This is a genomic window from Frankia sp. AiPa1, assembly GCF_023243075.1.
In the GTDB taxonomy this organism is placed as follows: domain Bacteria; phylum Actinomycetota; class Actinomycetes; order Frankiales; family Frankiaceae; genus Frankia.
Genome location: NZ_JALKFZ020000133.1, coordinates 14,188 through 35,111, shown reverse-complemented (window position 1 = coordinate 35,111; position 20,924 = coordinate 14,188). Strand labels below are relative to the sequence as shown.

The following is a 20,924-nucleotide window of genomic DNA, read 5'->3' as shown; positions in this document are numbered from 1 at the left end:
CCCCCCCCCCCCCCCCCCCCCCCCCCCCCCCCCCCCCCCCCCCCCCCCCCCCCCCCCCCCCCCCCCCCCCCCACGGCTGGCCCGTCTCGACGATGTTGTGGGGGAGCTTCCTTTCAGCGCCGTGGAGCGGCTGATCGCGCCCGAGCGAACGCTGCAGGAGGCCGAGGACTGCGTCAACGGCCGGGTCCGGCGGTACGAGTTGCTGCGCAGTCTCGCGGCCCTGCTTCCGTTGATGTTCACCTGGTTCTGGTTGGGCTGGGCCACTTTTTTCTACAGTCACCGGGCCAGCCAGGACCCGGACCAGGGGGATTCGCCTTTCATGCTCCAGTGGGAGCACCGCTTCGGTGGCAGGTTCGTTCTTACCTTCACCGAGATGGCCTGGTGCGATGCGGGTATCATCGTGTTGATTCTGGCGTCCATCTGGATGCTCGAAAAGGCGGCGAAGCGCGCCGACGAGGACTACGACGACGTGGTCGTGCGGTTCGACGAGGCGATGGCGCCGTTGGCGGCTGCGGTTGAACTGTCCCGCTCCCGGGCGCCGCTGGATGCGCGCGAGTGGGCTACGGAGGCCCAAGAAATCGTCGATGTGGCTGGCCGGCGTGTAGGTGACCTGGCAGACATCCTGAATCGCGCCGAGCAGGACCGGGAGAAGTTTCTTTCCGAGCTGTCCGACCAGTCGGACAGCTTCCTCGATACCCTAAAAAGCGAGAGCCGGCAGATGGTCGAGGCGACGCTCGACCGGGCAGGGGAGGCTCTGCAGAGCGCGATCGAGGAGGAACGCCGTTTTGTCGACGCTGAGCTGGCGCCGATGGTGCACCAGCTGACCACCAGCATCGAGGGCTACAACCACGATTCCCAGCAGTACCGGGAGAAACTGACGGAGTTCGTGGGCGCGGTCGAGCAGATCGGCTCGGCCACCGCCGAGATGGCGCAGTACGCAGGCGTGCAGCAGGAGGTCACGGGCTCGATCGGCGCCTATCTGGAGACGATCGACCGTTCGCAGCGTGACCTTGTGGGCAAGGTCACGACTTCTGCCAACCTCATGGCCGCGACTGATACAAGTCTCAACGATCTCGGCCGAAGTTTTCCAGCCACCATCGACCGGTTGTTGGAGCAGTTGACGAATTCCCTGCTGGAAACCCGGACGCAGTTGGATGCGGCGAACGAGCGGCTGCGGGCGGCGGCGTACGAATTCACGAGCGCGTCGGAGCAGGCGTCGAACGGTGCCGAGTCGGCGGCACCACGGGGGACTCGCAGAGGTCGGATGGTGTTCTGGAGGTCGCCTTGACCTATCGTCGACGCTCCCCACGGCGCGGCGGAGCGGGATTCTTCTTCGGTTCGGGCTGGCTGTTTGCCGACCTCATGCTGGCTCTTGCCGCGATGTTTCTTGTTGTGAACGTGTCGGGTGAGGGTCTGACGGCCCCCTCGTCAGGCCGGAACGGGCCACCCGACCCCGGGCACCGGACGCTGGGGCCGCAGAATCCGGTGCCAGGTACGCCAACACCGCCCACGTCGGAACCGACCGGACCGACCGGGTCGCCCACAGAGCCGCCGGCGAAATCGTCGCAGCTCGTCGCGCAGCCCATCACATTCGCCATCACTGTCGACTATGACAAACTTGGCGCCGCGGATCCGGATACGATCGCCGGTGCCAGGCAGGAGGTCCGCCGGCAGATGGAGACGCTGGCGCCACGTCGGCACGCCGGGGTGGTGCTGACCTTTGCGGCCGCGCCGGTGGAAAAGGTGACGCGGGCGATCGACCTGGCCGGGAGGTTCAACGAGGCCGTCCTGTACCCAATCAGGGAACAGTTCGGTTCGGCGGCGGGATTTGACCGATTCTGGGGCGGAGATGGGTGGAACCAGATCAGGGTGCGGATCTACTTTTTCGCGTAGGCGCAGTGCCGGCGCAGCCAGGTAGTGAGCAGGTGAGCCGGGGCGGCGCCGTCGTCCGTCAGCCGTCGTCCGTCAGGCGCCGAACGACGACGGTGTCCGGATAGTCCAGCGGAAAGACGCCCAGATGGTCCGGCGGTGCGTCCGAACTGAGCACCGTTTCCCAGGTGGAATCGACCCTTCCCTCCCTCAGTTGTTGTACCGGCGTGCCGTCCTCCCGGCTGATGGGCGGCCCACCGTACCCGCGGACGACCAGGAGTCGGGGCAGGAGGTGCGGGACGTTGACCTTGAGGGTCAGTCTGTTGGCGGGTCGCCGACGAGGCCAGCGGCCGATGTGGTCCGGGACAATGGTGTAGCCGAGATCCACCTGCAGGAGAGCGTCCACCACGGTGCCGACGCTGGTGAACGGCTGTCCGTCGTGGCGGCTGACGGCATGGATCGCCGCGGTCACGCGCTGCCCGAGCGCGGATAGCCCGAAGTTGATGTCCTCGAAGCCGGCCAATCGGTACGCCTGCTCGGTCACGAAACGGCAGTGGCTGTCCTGCGCGGGCTCGGCGTCGGGGTGCGGCGGCACGTCCCCGGTTCCCGCGCAGATCAGCACCTCCGAGCAGCCCGGCGGCCAGTCCCAGCGCAGGCGAAGCCGCTGGCCGATTCCCTGTGCCCGCACGCCGGTGACCGGGGGGAGGGCGGCATAGCGCCGTGGAGTGCCAACAAACCCGACGTCGTTTCGTAGGAGAACGGGGAAGTAGTAGTGCGGCCCCGGCCTGCCGCCCTGCCTGGGCAGGACGTGCTGGTAATGCCGGCCGTCGCCGCGGATCTCCTGGCCTCGGACGGCGAGGCGGGTCGGGTCGACGACCTCGCCTACGGACAGCACCGTTACGTCCTCGGCGTTCTGGTACATGAGCAGGATCGATCCCCGGTCCGGCTGATCCCAGTCGAGGATCAGCTCGTTGAGCCTCGACGTGCCCGAGCTCGGCCGCAGCCCGGTCCGCGGCGGCGCGGGCAGGACGGGGCGTCGCTGCGGCGTGAGTGTTACCTCGACGCCGGCGGAGTGCGAGGTCCTGCCCCGCGCGTCGTGGTAGCCGGCCCGGATCCGGTAGGTGTAGGCCACGCCGTCGCGCAGGTCGGTCTCCTCGAGGCCGCTGAAGGACGCGGGGACCGGCTCGCCGGGGCGACCGGTGTCGCGCCCGTCCGACTCGGTACCCGCCGGCCATCGCTCGGCGACGATCTCGGTTGCCCCGGACGGAGGCTGCCACATGAGGCTCACGGTGCGGGAAGCGACTCCCATCCTGGTGATCAGGATTTCTCCGTCGATCAGGACGGGCTCGTCCATGGGGGAACCGACCGGCTCCTGGACGGGCTGGTGGCTCAACCGCTCCACGAAGATCGTGTACCACAGCGGAACGCCTTCGGGTGGCCGGCCGTCCACGAGCGTCGTCTGCCGGGTCGCCCCCACGCGGAAGCCGTCCAGCGTCGTGTGTGGTGGGCGTGACCCCACCCGACGCATCACGACGTACCTCACCTTCGCAGTCGGGGAAGGTTCCCAGCTCAGCTGTACCGTGCGGCCCTGCCGCCGCAGGCGTACGGATGCTGCCGGCAACGCTGGCAGCATCCGTAGGGCGGCCTTGGCCTCGGGATGGTCGACGCAGTCCGCCAGCAACTTTCCCAGCAGGTTCTCCTGCTGGGCCGGCTTGGCCCGCTGCGCCCGGGCCAGACGCTGGTCGGCTCGCCTGATCTCGGCATTGACCCGGGCGAGCTGGGCAGCCCAGTCAGGGACCTGGTGTTCGGCGTGCTGCAGCAGGTCGCGGGCGGCGACGAACCGTCGGGCCGCCACGAGCTCGGTCACCGTGGCGGATGTCTGCTCCGCCTCGGCCTGCGCCGTCTCGACCAGCTTGGTGCACACCACGATGCGCCGAACGGTCGGATCGTCGGCGGCGGGATCCAACGGCCACAGCGCGCGGGCGGCGTCGACCCGCGCTCGGGCGCCCGCAGGGTCCTTCGCGCGTAGCCGGGCATCCGCCTCGTCGAGCAGCCGGGCGACCCGGGGTTGGTCGCCGACCGGGAAACCGCACTGCGCACAGGCCGGCTCGCCGCGCACGGTGCTCGAACAGAGTGGACAGGGCCAGGCTAGAAGGACGTCGCACTGGGTACAGCGGGACGCCCGCGCCTCGTTGTCGACCCCGCAGCCGGGGCAGGGCGTCCGGCCGGAGACGGCCCGCTCGGCCGGTGTGAGCGGCAGCGAGATCGGCCAGCCACGCGACCTCGTGTGATCCGCCAGTACCGCACGGGCCAACGGGTCGGCATACCCGGCCTCCGCGGCTTCGCGCAGGAACAGCTCCGCCTGGCACAGGCTCACCCGCCTTGCGGCGGACAGATCCTCCATGTAACGCAGGGCAATCCGGTCGAGCTCGGCGAGGTCGCGGGAGGTGTCGTAGGCCGCCCGGGTGTCCGCCGTGGCAAAGGCCTCGGCAGCCTCGCCGGCGAGTCGGGCGACGAGGGTGGTCCGCGGGTCTGCGGCGCCAGCCGACCGCGGGCTGTCGCGTAGCGCCCGCGCGGCCTCGGCCAGCGCCTCGAGTGGGCTGTCCGGGCCGAGGCCGGGGTCGGTCCGGCCAAGCAGTGCGTACAGCGAGTCATGGCCGATCTCGGCGAGCTCCGCGTGCAGCCGCTGATAGTGCCGGGGCGCCCAGCGAACCGGCGCCTGCGGCTCCGCCTGCTCACCGCGGCGATCCGCCGCGGTGAGCACCTCCGCCAGGCCGGCGAGGGCCGGGCCGTATCGCCGGGTGAGCATCTCGGCTTCCTGGTCGAGAAGGTAGCCCTTGGCGAGCAGCAGCTGCACGCTGCGCCTGGCCTGGGCAGCCGCTTCGATCGCGGCCTGCTCACGTAGCGCGACGGCCCGCTGCGCCTCGCGGCCGCGGGCGACGGGATCCCCCAGCATCACCTGTTCGATCTCCGGAAGAAGGCCCAGGTGACGGTGCGCGGCCCGGTAGCCAGGATGATCTTCCGGAAGGGTGTCCAGGTCGTGCTGCCACTGGTGGTGCGACTGGTTGAGCGCAGCGCGGAGTACGGTCTCGGCATGCTCCTCTTCTGGGTCTAGGCCCAGGATCGAAAAAAAGTCCGGGCCCGGCTCGCTCTGGCTCGGCTCATGGGCATCCTGCGGCATGTCTGTGGCGTCCCCCCGAATCATCAGGACACGGCGATGTACATTCAACAACCCGACTGCAGCGTGCCCCCCAGCCCGTTCGCGCGTCATCACCAGAGCGCAAGACGGCGCGGCGGCCGTCCGTTGCTCCAGCACTCCACCGCTACTGGTGTGAGTACCCTACGCCGCATGGGTTCTGGACCGGTGGGACCACGCCGCATCTGATGGGGATCGGAATGATGGCTGTGAACGACGGTGCTGGCGGGCGGAGCTCCGCCCAGTGGGAATCGAGTGAGATCCACGGGGTTGATCTGGGCACGACCTTCTCCTGCCTGTCCTGGGTGGACCGGGAGACCGGAGACGCGGTCGTCTCCGCCGGCGCGGCCGGATCGCGGTTGACTTCCTCGGTCGTGCTCTTCGGCAAGGACGGGCAGGTCCACGTCGGCCCGACCGCCCCCCAGCGCGAGCGCAACGAGCCGGCCCGGGCCGTCGCGACAGCAAAAAGGCACATGGCCGACCCGGACTGGAAGTATCGCATCGATGGCAAGGCATATACGCCGACCGAGATCGCCGCGATCATCCTACGCGCCCTGCTCAATGATCATGGCCGCGATAGTGGTGACCAGGTCAGGGAGGTGGTCATCGCCTGTCCGGAACGATTCGGGGAGGCCGCTCGGGCGGCCACCGTTGACGCCGGAATGATCGCTGGTCTGCGATCCGTGGAGATCATCAGTGAACCACTGGCGGCGGTGCTTCCGCAGGTGATCGCGGATCCTCGCGACCAGGTTTTCCTGGTCTACGACCTGGGCGGAGGAACGTTTGACGCAACTCTGGTGAGGATTTCGGCTGGCGCGGTGACGGTAATTTCCGCGGAAGGCATCCGTCGGCTCGGTGGGCGCGATTGGGACCTGCGGATTGTCGACTATCTTGCGGACCGTTTTCGGCAGCTGACCGGCTGCCCGGTGGACCCCCTCGACGACGTCCACGAGCGGGCAGCGCTGTGGCGGCAGGCAGAGCAGCTGAAACACGCCCTGTCGACCCGGTCCTCCGCGTGCGTGCGGGTTACCCAGCAGGGCCTGTCCGCCGACATCACCCTCGACCGGACGCGGTTTGACGAGCTGACCCATGACCTGCTGGAACGCACCTTCGACCGGGTTGCCACGCTGGTGGACATCGGCCGCGAGCGCGGCTGCGTGGACATCGACCATCTCCTGCTGGTCGGCGGCTCAAGCCGGATGCCGCAGGTCGCCAAGGGGCTGCGGCGCAGGTTCGGACTCACCCCGCGATTGGGCGAACCCGAACTGGCAGTGGCCAAGGGCGCGGCGATCTACGGACTGAAACTGACCGTCGACCGCCGGCTGTGGGCCTGGGCCCGCGCCCAGGGCGGTGGCGTACCAGCTCCGTCGGGCCGCGTACCGCGTGGCGAGGCTCCCGATGGGGCCGATTACCTGCCGGTTCCGCGCGATGTTCTGCGGTCAGCCTGCGTTCCGGTGGCCCGGGAGCTCGGTCTCGCGCCGGCAATGGTCGAACGGCTTGGCGGTCTGGTCATCACGGACGTCACCAGCCACAGCTATGGGATCATCGCTACCCTGGACGGTCCCGGTGCCGCCAACGGCGGGTCGAGCCAGGCGCTGTCGGCCGGAGCCGGGCCAGGCGCGCCGGCCGTGGCGGAGGTCTGGAACCTGATCCTGGCCCAGGAAACCCTGCCGGCGACCAGGACGCAGACCTTCTACACCGTTGTCGATGACCAGAGGGAGGTCGACATCCAGATCGTGGAGAACAGCGTCCGGGACAAGCGGGTTGACCGGTCCGCCGTGAGCAGCCCGCTCACCACGCTCACCCTCACGATGTCCCGCGGGCTACCGGCCAGGTCGGCAGTGGAGGTGGAGTTCAACCTGGCCCGGGACGGCCGCCTGTACGTCACAGGCCGTGACCTGGCGGGCGGGGCAACCAACGCATGCAGGGTCATCCGAGCGGCGCACATGTCGCCCGCGGCGATCGTGGCGGCGCGCGAGCGGCTTGCCGCCCTGCACATCCAGTAGCGACCAGCGGGTCGGTCACCGGGAAGGCGGGTACTGGGCGGCCACCCGCGCGAACAGGTCTCGGCCGCTGGCCCGGCGCCGCCCCTGGCCTGTCGCCGGGGACCCGGCCGGCTCGCCCTGGTCGGCGCGGACGCCAGGCGGTCTGAGGCCGATGATCTCCCGCAGCGCCTGCCGGTGCACACCGACCAGGGCGTAACCGCGCGGGTCGCGGAGAAAGGCCAGGCCCGCGGCGGCCACGACGGACCGGACATCTCTCGTGCCGCTGGACATACGTGCCAGCAGAAACTGTGCGGCCTCGGACAGCCGCGCCAGCTCCGGGTTGGCGAGGACCTCCCGCGGCGGGCCGCCCAACCGAGCAAGGGGTGTCCGCAGCAGGAGGCCCGCCACCCGATGGGCATCGTCAGTCTCGGCCGCCGGGTCAGGCGCCCGGCCCGGCGCGTCGCCGCCGCATGCGGTGAGGGCGTGCGTGCGAACCAGCCACTCGGCCCGCAGGAGGGCGGCACGCGCCGGGAAGCCGGTGAGCTCCAGCGCCGCGAGGCACAGCAGGCCCCGTCGGCGCATCGGCGGATAGTTCCCGGCCTGGGCGGCCCCCGCGGATCGGCCGGCGAGGACGGCCAGTTCGTCGAGCAGGAGCCCGACGTAGGCCTCACCGCAGGCAAGCACGCCGCACACGTCCGCGAACGACTCCATCTGCCAGGATCGTGGCCACCGCTCCGCCAGGCCGGCGGCGGCCAGGGTGGTGGCCAGTTCGTCGGCGAGCCCCAGCTCGCTGTGGAGATGATGGCCGGCTTCGTGGGCCAGCAGGACCAGAGCGGGGATGTGTTCGGTCTGGCTCCACGGCAGCCCGACCATCGGGAACGGGAGCTCGCCCGCCGCGGCCGCTCCCCGAACGGTGTGCAGGCCGGCCCGGTCCGACAGCAACGGGCGCAGCGGCTCGCCGCGAGGCACGGCCAGGGGAGCGGCGGTGCGGCTCAGGAAACACAGCGGAGGCGAGCCGCCGTTGTCGTCGTCACCGATCCCGCCACCGGCCGGCTGCGGGACGGCCTGGCCCGCGGCCCGAGCCGGGTGGTAACACGCCCAGGCCATCTCGTCGGCGGCGTCGAGGAAGTCGCGGTGCCATGGCACCATGCGTTGCAACAACTTGCCGCGGAAGAAGTCCCAGATGTGGTGCATGTCGAGAATGACGTCGCGCAGCGGGTAACCCGAAGCCGGCGCGGACAGGGCCGCCTCGGCGGCGTCGGCGTAGTCACGTAACGTGGTGACAAGGCTGCGGACTTGGCTGTGGTGCTTTTCCAGCGGGCCGCGCGACGCAGCGCTGGTCATCCAGGCGTCAAGCTCATGGCGCAGACCGGCAAGCTGGCTCGCCGCCTCGATCGCCTGCCGGTCGGCCGGGCCGGACGGCCGCGCGCCGGCCGCGGTCATGGCGGACTGATGGCCGAGGGGGCGGCGAACAGCGCGGTCGACCGACCGGCGACGGTGTCGTCGGGCTCCGCGCGCCGGACTCGATCAATGATGGTCAGCAACGACTCCTGACTGGTCAGACCACGGCTCAGCTCCCTGACCAGGGTTATGCCGGTACGGCGACCGAGGCCGGACGCGATGATCGCAGGCGTCGCCGCTTCCTGGAAGACCTGGGCGGCGAACAAGTTACGCAGGAGCAGCTGCCAGGGTATTTCCGTTTCGCTGCCGGGAAAGGGTGGGTCCAGGACGAGGATCGGTTCCTCTCCGGACGGGAAGGACCGCAGCAGGGCCACCACGTCCCGGGCCCGCAGCTCGCTGCCGGGTGACTGCGTCTGGAGCCGGACGCGGCGACCGTCCCCCGCCAGGTCGAGATAGGGTAGATCGCCGGCGATGCGCAGCCGGGCGTTGAGATGCAGGATGGCAGCGTCGCGGATCGGTGGCCCCGCGCGGCGTACCTCGAGTGCGTCCGGAGTATGCACCCGCAGGCCGCCCTGCTGGTAGCCGGCCGTGATGTCGTAGCCGGAGGTCCAATGGCCCCGGGCGGTCGCCAGTTCCACCTCCGCCGGCGGGCGGATGACGACGACGTCCGCGGGGCGGTGGCGACCGCGCGCCCGGTCGAGCCGGTCCAGCTCGGCCCGAGCCGCGGTACTGACGAGGGTGTCGCCCGGCTGGTAGCCAGGGATGAGCCGGGCCAGCGCCTCCTGCGTGTGCGCTCCGGCCACGCCGTCGACCACCAGCCTGGCGACCGGGCCACCGGTCGACGCCCGCTGCCCGACGTCCGTGGCCGCGTTGAGCACGGTCTGCAGCCAGCGCACATCGAGCAGGGCGCCGCAGCCGGGAAGGGACCGGTAGAGGGCCGGGAACCGGTCCGTGGCCGCGAGTTCCCAGGGAACCATGTGCACCATGGGATCGTCCGATTCCAGCCGTGCGAACCTGCCCGCGTCGCCGCGCCGCGGCCCCCAGCCCTTGAGGCGCGCCCGCAGCGCCGCTCGGACGGCCTCCTCTGGCTGGTCCGACAGCAGGCGGTGCAGCTGTTCGCGATCCAGAATGTCAACGCCGCTCAGGTGGCCGCCGGGCGGGCTGGTCAGATGAAGGGGCTGCTCCCCTTCCCGGTCCGCGAGTACCCGCACCTGTGGCGTGTGGGCAGGCCGGCCGAGCCGGGCATATAGGCCTCGCGCCTGTCCGGCCACGGTGCCGGGCCGCGGGCCGTCGTCGCGAGCCAGGCGGTCGAGGTTCTCGGCCGCCCAGCGGGACGGCAGGCGTTCGCGGTTCTGCAGTTCGACGGCTTTCAGCAGCAGGAGCCGGGCGTAGCCAGGCTCCTGCTGCGCGCGCGCGGCATCCGCGACCAGGCCCATCGCGGAGGCACGCAGCAGGGGACTGCCCAGGCTCTCGTGCAGCAACGGTTCGGTGTGTGGATGGCGCAGGATCGGCGCTGACGGCGGCTGGCCGGGTGCGGCGGTGCCTACCAGCGCCCGTGCTCGCAGCCAGCGCCACCGGGCTAGGGTCGCGTCGCCGGCTCCGGCCAGGACGGTGAGGGCATGGTCGAGGGCGCCCGCCACATCGCGACGCTCCCCGGCGAGCCAGCGGACCTGGGCCAGCAACGCGGAGCGGAGCGCCTGGTCCTGGTTGGCATCACCAGCCTCCAGGCGACTGTCGTCGAGGCCGGACTGGGCCTGCAGGGTCCGCAGGAGCTGGCGCCACTCCGGGCCTGAGGTGGTGGGGGGGCTGGAACAGGCGGCCAGTTCGTTGAGCGCCACTCCCCAGGCGGACGCCGGCTGCAGCCGGGGCAGGATTTCTCCCAGGCGCGAGACCAGGATCACGGCGGTGGTCTGGGTGATGGCGACCGTCCGGGCGGCGGCGAGCGCGGCCAGATAGGGAGCGGTCTTGCTCTCCGCGGAGAACCGGTCGGCGCGTGTCACCAGCGCGACCTGACTGTTGCCCGCGTCGGCCTCGGCCTGGCCGGCGAGCAGCCAGGTCCGCACCTCGATCTCGCTGGTCGGGTCATTCGGCCGGTCGGGGCTGGTGACGCCACTGAGTAGCTGGGTCGCCTGTCTGGCATCACCGACATCGCGCAGGAGGAAGGTGGCGTACAACATCCGCCATTCCGGATGCCCGGCGGAGAAGCCGAGCTGGTTCCACAGCGCGGATGCCTGCTCGAAACTGTCGGCAGCGTCGCCGAGACGTAGGAGTTCACCCTGGACGACCCCACGAAGCTGACGGCTTTCAGCGAGATTCCGGCACCGTTCGGAATCCTCGCTGATTCCGCTGGCGTGCCGGTCAGCGCGATCAAGCGAGGCGAGCGCGTCACTGGCGTGGCCCAGCAGATACTCGGCGCGGGCCCGCAGCTGCGCTGCCTGCGCCTTCTGCGCGTTCGAGGAAGCGCCGTCCTGCTCGGCCGATCTGGCGATGGTCGCGGCCAGACTCGGCTCCCAGCGACGTAGTCGGAGCCTGGCCAGGCTCAGCTCCACCATGATCCGGCGGCGGGGCCCGCCGGCCTTGGCCTGCTCGTGTGCCTGCTCACAGCATGTGACGGCGGTGTCGAACCGTCCCATCGCCTCGTAGACCGAGGACAACGCGAGCCTGATCTCGGCAGCCCGGGGCCGCCAGTCGGACGTGGGCAGGAATTCGGCTGGCGCCACCGGTTCGGCGGCGTGGTGCTCGGGCAACAGTTTCTCGCACGCGTCCAGGGCGCGGCTATAGGCGGCCTCCGCGCGGGTCCATTCGGCGGCCGCGGTCTCACATGCGCCGAGTGTGTCCAGCAGTTCGACCCGGTCCAGCGGGTCGTGCGTGGACCGCAGTGCGCGGCGGGCCCGTTGCGCGCCATCGGCGGGCTGACCGTCATGGCTGAGCAGCGCGGCGCGGACCACCTCGGCGAGGCCTCGTTTGCTGGCCCGCCGCTGAGCCAGCCACCGGGTGCCACGCTGGTGTCGGGCCATCGCGATCTTCTGGTCGAGCGCATCGAATCTGCCCAGGGCCAGGCGGGCGTCCGACCACCGTTCGATCTCGCCCCGCCGGGCGCGCCGCACGGCCGCGAAGGCCTCGTAGAGCCACGACTCGGCGACGACCTCGAGCGTCACGATGGGCTCACCCACGAGGTCCGTCGGGCCGGGCGGTAGCCGCCGCGGGATTCTGTTGACCGGGTCGTCCGGGTCCAGGGCACCGCCGCGGCCATGGTTGCGGTCGTCCGGCTCGTCCGGATTCTCCTCAAGATAGTCGTCTCCGCGGACGTCCCCGGCGATCAGGGCGAGGGCGTCGAGGTCGGCCGCGAGCTGGTAGCGGCGAACCGCTTCGTGCCACATCCGCTGAGCGTTCTGATCTCCAAGCTGAAACCGATGGTAAAGGGACTCCCGTAGATGTTCCGGGCGGCGCCCCTGATCCTGGATCGCCTGCTGTTCGTAGTAGGCGGCGAAATCCTGGTGTAGCTGACGATAGCCGGGCTCGGTCCAGACGAGCTCCCGCATCGGGCCGCGGACGTTGGGGTGGAAGATGATGCGGTCAATGTCGCCAGGAGCGAACGTCACCCATGGTTCGATCCCGATGTAGGCGCGCAGCCGGTGCCAGGCGTCGGTCAGCATGGCGTCGCTCAGGTCCTGCGGCCCCAGGCCCAGCGCGGCGGCGAGTACCGGTCGCATGACGGTGGTGGCATCCTGCAGGCTCAGCCGGCGGGGGACGGCACCGAACCGCAGCAGAGTCTGTACCGGCTTGTCGTCGATGCGCTGCAGAATTCGCTCGCGCAGATAGACGAGGATCGGGTTCTGCTCGCTGGTGACGGCGTCGAGGCCGAGGTCGGGTGACGTCGCCGCCAGATCCGCGAAGAGCGCGAGGTTGAACGGCAGGCCTTTCGCGCGCCGTACGATCCTGTCCACCAAGGGGCCGCGTTCCAGTCCGCGGACGTCCGTCAGATAAGCGGCGGCCCGTTCGTCGGAGAAGGCCTCAAGGTGGATTGTCTCCAGTCGCGGGAAGGCCTTCATCGCCGCGGTGGACTCCGAACGACGGCGCAGATCGGCGCGGCCGGCCAGGACGATCCGCAGGTCGGGGCAGTCATGCTGGAGCCCGGCGAGTAGTTCGAGTAGCCTCGACACCTCGCTTCCGGCGCCGGCCAGAAGCTCCTCGAGGGTGTCCACGACCACGAGAGCCGGGCGGCCGTAAGCGGCCGCGTTGAACGACCGCACGAAGTCCTCCCGCACGGAGGGCGGCGGCTCCTCGGTGAGCAGGGGGCCGCTGGTGAGCGCATGTGCCCGGTTCGGGACATGGCGGGCCGTGAACGCCACAAGCTCGCCGTGCTGGTCCATCAGCTTGCCGAACGCCGGCTGTGGCCATCGGCGATCGAACTGCTCCGCGATGAGGAGCAGCGCGAGCCACGGATAGCGGCCCAGGACGGCCGGGTTGAGGGCGTCGAGATCCAGCCGGGCGCAGGGAATGTCAATCTCGTCTTCCGCGCAGCGGCGGGCGACGAGCCACTGCATCAGAATGGTCTTGCCGGTGCCACCCGGGCCTTGGATCTGCCAGGTGCGTGGCCCCTTCCGATCCAGGAGGTCCGCGACCCGTCGCTCAAGTTCCGGCTCCGGAAAGTGCGGAAAATACTGTGCCGATCGACGGTAGTCGTCGGACCAGTGGCGCTGGGTGCGCAGGAAGGCGGTCCGGTCCAGGACGGCGGCAGTCAGGTCGCTGCCGGCGAGGGCGAGATAATCCGGGTCGCCCACGAGATCCAGCAGGTCCTGCATACCCGGAAAATCCCGCAGCCGGTGGGCGCGCGCGAACGTGTCGGTGAATCGGCGCACCGCCTCGGCCGGGTCCGCCAGGATGTCATAGAAGATCTGGTCCTGGCCGTCGGAGCGCGACGCGAGCTGCTGGGCCAGCCGGCGCAGGGCCCGCGACCGTTCCAGGTTCTGCGCGGGGTTCTGCCACGCGCGCAGAAAATGACGCCGGTCGTCCTCAGCGATGCGGAAACGCTCAGGCGAGCGGGGGCGAGCCGCCACGAGTTGACGTCGGCGTAGGTCATCCAGGGAGGGCAGACCCTCACCCCGACCGTTCGGTCGCAGGGCGGCGGCTGCCGGGACCAGGACCTGGTGGAAGACATCCGCGTCAAAGACACGCGCGACCGCGCAGACCTCCAGCATCGGCACCCAGGCCACCGGAAGGTCGGCGCGCCGAATGTCGGCCAGGCTCTCCCCGTCCTGCAGCCGGCGGAGAACCTCCTGGGGTGGCGTCGCCATGGTACTCCCCTCAGAGAGGCTTCTCGGACGAATCCGAGAATGCCCGCAGCTGGTGAAATATCATTTTCTTGTTCAAGGTGGCGCAGTCTCGGTAGATACTCTCGAAGTCACCGAAGGGCTCGTTGCGGCGGGTGTGGAACTCGCGTGCCAAGCGCAGGAGTTTCGCCGGTGGTATCGCGTCAAGCTCAATCCTGTATCCTTTTCCCCACGTGGCCGGCAGACGGTTCCGTAGCCAGTCGTCCGGTGCTGTGATGACGATACGCAGCGGGTCCGCCTTACCGCTGGCGATCGGGTGGATCAGGCACCTCTCGATGACATCGAACGTTGCGTCGACCCTTCGTAGGTGGTCGAACGCGATGATGTGCGGCTGGTCCGGCGTGGCCTCCCGCAGTACCTCCACAAAGGTGGAGACAATCAGTTCCTCACGCTGTTGGGGGCCGCGGAGGTCGTCGAGCGCACGCTGGTTGCGCAGGTACTCGAACACCGAGATGTGCTCTCCCGGGAAGGGCGGCGGTAGCTTCGGGACCTTGTCACGGATCCTCTCGACGAACCTGTCGAGATGCTCCGGTGGTAGCGGGTCCATGTGGTCCCGCGAACTGGTGGCAACCCAGATGGCCTTGAGCAGGCGAAGCCAGTTGACGTTCCCGCATTCTTCGAGGTCGACATAGGTGACGCGGTAGCCGCGCAGATACCAGGTCAGCAGCGACCAGCGGGTCAGCCACGACTTGCCTGGCCCGGGTGTGCGGGTGTTCATCCCCTCCGCCCCGGTGATGACCAGCAGGCGGTGGTCGGCTGAGAACGCCTGACGCGCGTCTCCGGCGCCCGCCTCCCGGGGGTCAAGAGACCACCAGGCCATCCGCCGCTCGCTGTGGTGGCCGACGAACTCGGTCAGCTGGGCGAACTGGAAGAACGTTCCATCGGTCACTGCCTGTCGGAACTTGTCCTCGGTCACCGGGAACGTCATGGGCAGCAGCGCGATCGGCGGCGTGGCGACGACGAGCCGCGGCTGCCCCCAGGCACCTCCCAAGCCGCGCAGCAACTGCGGCTCCGTGCGGGCGCGGGCCACCGCGCTGTCCAGCGGGAGACCGTGGGCGAGGTCCGAGTAGAGCACGCGGGAGAACGGAACGGCGTCCCTGGCGGCCAGGTCGGCCTGCATGGTGACCACTCCTGAGCTTCCGGCGTCCAGGAATGCGGTCAGAAGGCCCTGCAGGTTGTCCTGCGGGTTTGCCGTGGACTCGTCGCCGGTCCGGCAGGCGTTGAGCACGACCACCGGAGGTACCCACGTCACCAGGCTCCTGACCCAGGCTCGGTCAAGCGACCATCGCGGATGCCGCGCGGACGCGGGGTCATCCGGGTCCACCGACCGGTTGAATGGGAGCACGGGACTGTCGCCCGGGGGATGGGCGCCGTGGGCGATCACATGCAGCACGTGGGGTCGCAGCTCCGCGATCTGCCGGAGCAGCTCCTCGTCTGTCGGCCCGTCGAGTACCTCGACATGCGCCGCGGAGCGTCGCTCGGCCAGGCCGTAACCCATCGCCGCGATCTCCTCGTCGGCCAACAGCGGGGCGATCGGCGTCGGTGCGGGCGCCGATACTGACGGGTCGGCCATCGGCTCGGCGACGACGACAAGTACGCGCAGCGGGCCAGTGCCTGGTGGGGGCTGCCGCTGCCAGCTGTCGGTGAACCGCAGGGACCATGGGAGGTCGGGATTGCGGAACAGATGCCGACGGTCGTGGGCGAGCAGCTCCCAGGGGAGACCGCGTAGGCCGGTCGGGACGCACAGCACGGCCCGTTCGGGCCGGCGAGGGCCGGACATGATCTGTTGCCACAGGACGGCGACGTCATCGCGCAGCAGCAGAGCGAACAGTTGCTCGCCGATCTCCAGGCGGAGGTCGTCGCTGGTGGCGCGACTGAACAGGCCGCGGGCAGAGAAACGATCAGCGCCCTGGCCCAGCTCACAGGCCGGCAGCCACGCACCGGCCCGCAGGTTACGGGCCCTGCCGGCCTGGTTCTCGGTGTACAGCGTCACCAGATAGTCATCGGGGCCGGTCGGCTCGCCAGGAGCGGCGCGCGTGTCGTCTGCGCCCTCTGCCAGCTGGATGCGAAGCAGGGCGGTCGTCATCAGGTGGCGGTGTCGCAGTCCCAGGCCGGGGGCTGATCGGCGCCAAGCTCCTCGATCACCTCGAAGGGCTCCGCGGTGGCGTCGGCCAGCACGAGTTCGGGCACCGGTCTCGGGTGCGCGCCGAAGCCTCCGGGCTGGCGGGGGTCGTACACCTGGTCGATCCGTTCGCGCCAGCGCCGGCGGAGGCCCACGACCTGGAACACCGGGGTGACCATGCGCCCCGACCAGATGAGAGCCATGTTGCGGCGGTCGGTGGCGTCGATCCCGCCGGACAGTCCGGCCAGGGTCAGCCCGCCGGCGCCAGGCTTCGCGCTCAGCCTGACCTCGGCTTCGGCCTGGCCATCGTGCGCGAGCAGGACGGCAGCCCGCCGCGCGGTGGTGACCGCGGTGACCGCGACCTGCCCGATCTCCCAGCTGCCCGCCCAGTACCTCGCCGCCAGCGCTCGGGCTACGGCGGGAGCGTCGAGGTATTCCTGCAACGACAGGTCGGTGAAGCTCACAAGCGCGGAGTTGCCTCGGGAAAAACTCACCCGTGCGCCTGCGTCTCCCACCGACAGGGTCGAGCCCTCCACCGCCGTGCCGGCCGCTTTGAACCGCAGTGAGATGTTGCCGTCCGCGTCGAACAGAAAATCGCTGCGTCGTGAGCTGCGGATGGCACCGGGATCGATCCCGTGCGCCGGCAGGGCACCCGCCCGCACCAGCGTCTGCGGCCCGGCGAGGAACGCGTCGCCCAGGGCGACCGGCCGTAGCAGGGGCCACGTGACCCACCAGCCAGGCCATTCGCGGGCCAGGGCGGCGCAGTATCCGGGATGAAGCGGCTTCATTTTCTGTCCCCCGTGCGGGTGACGGCATGTGGACCGCCTCCCCCAACCAGAAAAAATGATCAACAAACGTCGGTCGGTGGCTGAACTGACAGTAAGAGTGCACGATAGCAGGCTGCAACTCGGATTTCTATAGATTTGAGACGATCTTTCGGGGATTGGCGTCGGTCGGGAACCGGATGATGCCTGACCGCCGTGGGTCTAGGGGATTACCCCGGGGATGCTGGGGCTTGTCGCTGTCGCCGGGCAGAGAGCTTTCGGGTGTTTCCGCAGGTCATTGGGTGGGTGGCTCCAGACACCGGCGGCAGGTGGACCGACCGGCCGGTGGGTCATGCCGGCGTCAGCAGGCAGGTACACGAGCCGTGGGCGATGAGTTTCCCCTGGGCACTGGTCACCGCGGCGTCCGCGGTTGCCGTGCGCCGGCCGACGTGGACGGCTCTTGCCTCGCACGTCACGATGTCACCGTCGAGGCTCACTGGGCGGATAAAATTGACCTTGAGTTCGAGGGTCGTGTAGTACGAGTCGGCCGGCAGCCGGGTGTAGACGGCACTGCCCATCGCGGTGTCCATCAGTGTCGCGATCACGCCGCCGTGCACGGTGAACATGGCATTGGCTGCTGCCGGCGACGGCCGGAGTGTCCACACGCTGCGGCCGATCTCCAGGAGAGTCAGCTGGATTCCGAGCGAGTGGCCGACGCCGATGCCCTCCGCCAGCCCCTGCTCGAGCAGCGCCCGAAGATCGGCGATCCGCTGTGCGGGGCCGTTCGCATGGCCGGTGCCGCTCGACCTGGAGGGGTCGGTCGGACCGGGGGACGTCGGACCGGGGGACGTCGGACCGGGAGACAGAGTCGACCCGCCGGGGTGGTTTCCGCCCAGGTGGATGACGTCGTCCTGGCTCGCAATGCCGTTGTGTTCCACGACCCAGCCCTTCTGCCGGTGGTGGCGCCGATCTCTTCCTGGCTGGCCGCCTTCCCAGCGCCGGACACGCGATCGGCTGATATGGCGAGACGATATCCGCGTGTCGGCATCTGGTTCGCCGAACGTATGGCGGCAGGGTGACGTCGACGAACGAGGGCCGAACAAACGTCGACCCCCCGGTGCCGCAGCCCATAATACTTGGTGAACGCCGAGAAATGCGCAGCCCGAGGTTTTCGGTAAAATCGGACCTGGTTCGGTACGGCGGTTCATTGCGGTCCACGATGGATCGATTGAAGAGGCCGCACGTTCGTTGACCGTTCGACGGGCGATTGTCAGGCTTGCTTCCAGGGGCGGCGCCTCCGGTGCATGTCTGCGCTGCTTTCCCGATCCCGCCCCGCAGTTCTCGCCGTTCCCAGCCCTGAGGAGAGGTGTGTGCCGTGCCGGTGTCACGAGCGGTCCACGGCCTCGTTCGGCAACCGGCGCTGGAATGCCATCTGCTGGCGCTGGCCGATCTGGCCCGCTTCGCCGACCGAGCGGAGCTCTCCGGGCCGGAGGGTGCGGCCCGAGCACCGCGGGCGCTGGTGCGGCGGGTTGGACGGCTGTTGCTCGCGACGGTACTCGCTCGCGGGTTCGACGCCCTTCCGTCGCGGCTGAGGACCCCGGATATCGCCCTGAGCCTCGCGCCAGGTGGGCGGCCGGTGGCGCCCGGCGAGCGCGCGGCGGGAGCGCGGGCCGGGATCACGCACGACGGGGGCATGCTGGTGGTCGGGTTCCACCCGGCGGGGTGTGCCGTGGATGTCGAGGACACCTCGGCACCGTTGATCGCCGAGGTTGCCGGACGGTTCTGTACCGCCGCCGAGCGGGCGTCGCTGCCGGTGGGCGCCGCGGTGCGCGGGGTGTGGACGGCCAAGGAAGCCGTCGCGAAGTACACCGGTCTTGGTCTTCGGGCGGGGCTGCGCACCATCACCTTCGACGCGGACCCGCTCGTCGGCTGGGCCCGCGCACGCCATCCGGGGACCCGGCGGCCGCCACTGTGCCGGGTGGTCACGACCGCCCGCCGTCACCTCGCCTTCGCCATCGGTGCGGGCGGAAGGCCGGGCGCCGACCTCGGCTCCGGCGCCGACACGGCCATCGACGTGCATCGTTGGGTGCCGATCCTCGAGCCGGCGGCGGACGGCGGCGTCGGCTCGCTGCGGCTGGCGCGCACCGGGCTCGCGTCATCCGGGGAGCTGGCCGAGCTTGCCCACGCCGTCGCTGCCGCCGGAGTCCCGGTCGGCCCCGCGGCCCATCCGTCTCCGACGTCGCCCCGCCTGTGCTAGCTGACCTTCTTCTGTCGCCTACCTGCTGTGCCACCTACCTACCTGCTGTGCCACCTACCTGCTGTGCCACCTACCTGCTGTGCCACCTACCTGCTGTGCCACCTACCTGCTGTGCCACCTACCTGCTCTGGACGGGAGCACTCCTGATGCGTGGCCTGACGCTGCCCGGCGCCCTTGACGCGGCGGCCGCGGCACATCCGGACGCCGCCGTGACCTTCCCCAGCTCGGCGGAACGGGTAAGCCTCGCCGACCTCGCCGCCGCCACCGTCGATCTCGCCCGCGGCCTGGTCGCCGAGGGCGTGGTCCTTGGCGAACGGGTCGGGGTGTACAGCCGCAACAACGCCGACTTCCTCGTCGCCGTCATCGGCGCGACCCGGGCCGGCGCCGTCGCCTGCCCCATGCCGCTGCCCACCTCCGCCGCCGACCTCGCCGGCTATGCGAGTCGCCTGGACGCCCTGACGTCCGCAGCCTCGATCCGCCGGGTCCTGGTCGGCGCGGGTGTGGACGGCGTCGCCCGGCGCCTCGGACCGGTTCTGCCCGACGTGGACTTCCTCGGCGTCACCGGCCTGACGAAGACCAGCGGCGGTTTCCACCCGGGGCTGCCGACGGTCAGCCCGTCGGACGTGGCGATCGTGCAGTTCACCTCGGGCAGCACCGCGGTCCCGAAGGGCGTGGTACTCACCCACCGCAACGTCGTGTACGGCACGGCGGCGATCGTCGACGGCATCGAGCTCGGCCGGCCTGGCGATCATGGCGCGACCTGGCTGCCGCTGTATCACGACATGGGCCTGTTCGGGACGCTCGCCGCCGTCCTGATCGGTACGCCGATGACGGTGTGGTCACCGTCGACGTTCATCAAGGATCCGGCGGGCTGGCTGCGCGAGTTCGCCGCGATGGGCTGCACGGTCGCGCCGTCGCCGAACTTCGGCTACGACGCCCTGCTCGCCGCCGTCGACGGCGCGGACCTGACAACCGGACGGCCGGAGGACCTGCTCGACGGGCTGGACCTGAGCCGCTGGCGGATCGCGTTCAACGGCGCCGAGCCGGTCAATCCGGCCACCGTCGCACGGTTCGCCGAGCGGTTCGGTCCCGCCGGGTTCGCGCCGGAGGCGATGTTCCCGGTCTACGGGATGGCGGAGGCGACCCTCGCCGTCACCTTCCCGCCGCTGGGACGCGCGCCGGTGACGACCTGGGTGGACCGCGAGCGGCTCGCCCGCGACGCGGTGGCGGTGCCGTCTGATGCCGGTGCGGACGGGTCCCGTGGCCTGGTCGGGCTCGGGCGGCCGGTGCCGGGGATGCGGCTGCGCATCGTGGACGAGCTGCGCCGGCCGCTGCCCGACGCCACCGTCGGCGAGATCGAGATCGCCGGCGACGCCGTCACCGCTGGTTACCTGACCGCGGGCGCCGACCCCCGCCCGCTCGTCCCCGCGGCCACCGCGGCGGGTCTTGCCCCGGGCCTCTCACCGGGCCCGGGCCTCGCGCCGGTGCCGGCGTCGGACCTGCGGGGTTCGGAACACGCCGGCTGGCTGGCCACCGGCGACCTCGGCTTTGTGCTCGGCGACGAGCTGTACATCAGCGGTCGGCGCAAGGAGATGATCATTATTCGGGGGGTGAACTACTACCCCGAGGACGCCGAGTCGCTCGTCCGCGACGCGCCCGGCATCCACCGCCGCCGGTGCGTGGCGGTCGCCGATACCGACGACGCCGGCGGCGAGGCGCTCACCGTGCTCGCCGAGACCACTCTGGAGCAGCCAGCCGAGCGGGTCCGGCTGGCCACGCAGCTGCGCACGTCGATCGGCGCCGCGCTGGGTCTCGCCGAGGTGACCGTGCGCCTGCTCGCCCCCGACGCGCTGCCGCGCACCTCCAGCGGCAAGTTCCGCCGCGGTGAGGCCCGCGACCTGGCCCGCACCGAGCCGCGATGACCCCGGCCGCGATGACCCCAGCCCCGCTGCCCTGGCTGACCCGGCGACCCATCCGGCCCCCGACGGAGGTTGATC

General features: G+C 70.3%; 11 protein-coding genes. 5 read left to right on the top strand and 6 right to left on the bottom strand.

What is annotated here, in order from left to right; genetic code table 11:
• Window positions 1-121: 121 nt before the first annotated feature.
• Both MXD95_RS13675 and MXD95_RS13670 read left to right on the top strand, forming a co-directional pair.
• Window positions 122-1,288, top strand: coding sequence for a hypothetical protein (locus MXD95_RS13675; protein ID WP_250640985.1), 1,167 nt, complete (start codon window positions 122-124; stop codon window positions 1,286-1,288).
• 386 nt (window positions 1,289-1,674) lie between these two features.
• The gene (locus tag MXD95_RS13670; protein ID WP_250640984.1) at window positions 1,675-1,893 is read left to right on the top strand and encodes a hypothetical protein; all 219 of its coding nucleotides are present in this window, start codon (window positions 1,675-1,677) and stop codon (window positions 1,891-1,893) included.
• A 58-nt stretch (window positions 1,894-1,951) separates the two neighbouring features.
• Here the strand turns inward: MXD95_RS13670 and MXD95_RS13665 are convergent, their stop codons facing one another.
• Window positions 1,952-5,050 carry a zinc finger Ran-binding domain-containing protein gene (locus MXD95_RS13665; RefSeq protein WP_250640983.1) on the bottom strand — a complete coding sequence of 1,033 codons (3,099 nt, stop codon included), beginning with the start codon at window positions 5,048-5,050 and terminating at the stop codon, window positions 1,952-1,954.
• 218 nt (window positions 5,051-5,268) lie between these two features.
• On the opposite strand from MXD95_RS13665, the gene MXD95_RS13660 reads away from it, so the two are divergent.
• A complete protein-coding gene (locus tag MXD95_RS13660; protein WP_250640982.1) occupies window positions 5,269-7,071 on the top strand; it encodes an Hsp70 family protein in 1,803 nt (600 codons plus the stop codon).
• Between the two features lie 15 nt (window positions 7,072-7,086).
• On the opposite strand, the gene MXD95_RS13655 is transcribed toward MXD95_RS13660, so the two are convergent.
• The 5 genes from MXD95_RS13655 to MXD95_RS13635 all read right to left on the bottom strand — a co-directional run bounded on the left by MXD95_RS13655 (window position 7,087) and on the right by MXD95_RS13635 (window position 17,608).
• Window positions 7,087-8,493, bottom strand: coding sequence for a hypothetical protein (locus tag MXD95_RS13655; protein ID WP_250640981.1), 1,407 nt, complete (start codon window positions 8,491-8,493; stop codon window positions 7,087-7,089).
• Window positions 8,490-13,748 carry a tetratricopeptide repeat protein gene (locus tag MXD95_RS13650; RefSeq protein ID WP_250640980.1) on the bottom strand — a complete coding sequence of 1,753 codons (5,259 nt, stop codon included), beginning with the start codon at window positions 13,746-13,748 and terminating at the stop codon, window positions 8,490-8,492. Before MXD95_RS13650 ends, MXD95_RS13655 begins: the two co-directional genes overlap by 4 nt.
• A gap of 10 nt (window positions 13,749-13,758) precedes the next feature.
• Window positions 13,759-15,870, bottom strand: a complete 2,112-nt coding sequence (locus MXD95_RS13645) for a CHAT domain-containing protein (protein WP_250640979.1) — start codon at window positions 15,868-15,870, stop codon at window positions 13,759-13,761.
• Complete coding sequence (locus tag MXD95_RS13640; protein ID WP_250640978.1) at window positions 15,870-16,694, bottom strand: hypothetical protein; 825 nt, start codon at window positions 16,692-16,694, stop codon at window positions 15,870-15,872. Before MXD95_RS13640 ends, MXD95_RS13645 begins: the two co-directional genes overlap by 1 nt.
• A 326-nt stretch (window positions 16,695-17,020) precedes the next feature.
• Entirely contained in the window at window positions 17,021-17,608 is a 588-nt protein-coding gene (locus tag MXD95_RS13635; protein WP_250640977.1) for a PaaI family thioesterase, read from the bottom strand.
• 437 nt (window positions 17,609-18,045) lie between these two features.
• Between MXD95_RS13635 and MXD95_RS28950 the strand changes: the two genes are divergently transcribed.
• A complete protein-coding gene (locus tag MXD95_RS28950) occupies window positions 18,046-18,927 on the top strand; it encodes a 4'-phosphopantetheinyl transferase family protein (RefSeq protein ID WP_250640976.1) in 882 nt (293 codons plus the stop codon).
• Window positions 18,928-19,073: 146 nt separating this feature from the next.
• On the top strand, window positions 19,074-20,849 hold the full coding sequence (locus MXD95_RS13625) for an AMP-binding protein (RefSeq protein WP_250640975.1): 1,776 nt from the start codon (window positions 19,074-19,076) through the stop codon (window positions 20,847-20,849).
• The last annotated feature ends 75 nt before the right edge of the window (window positions 20,850-20,924 follow it).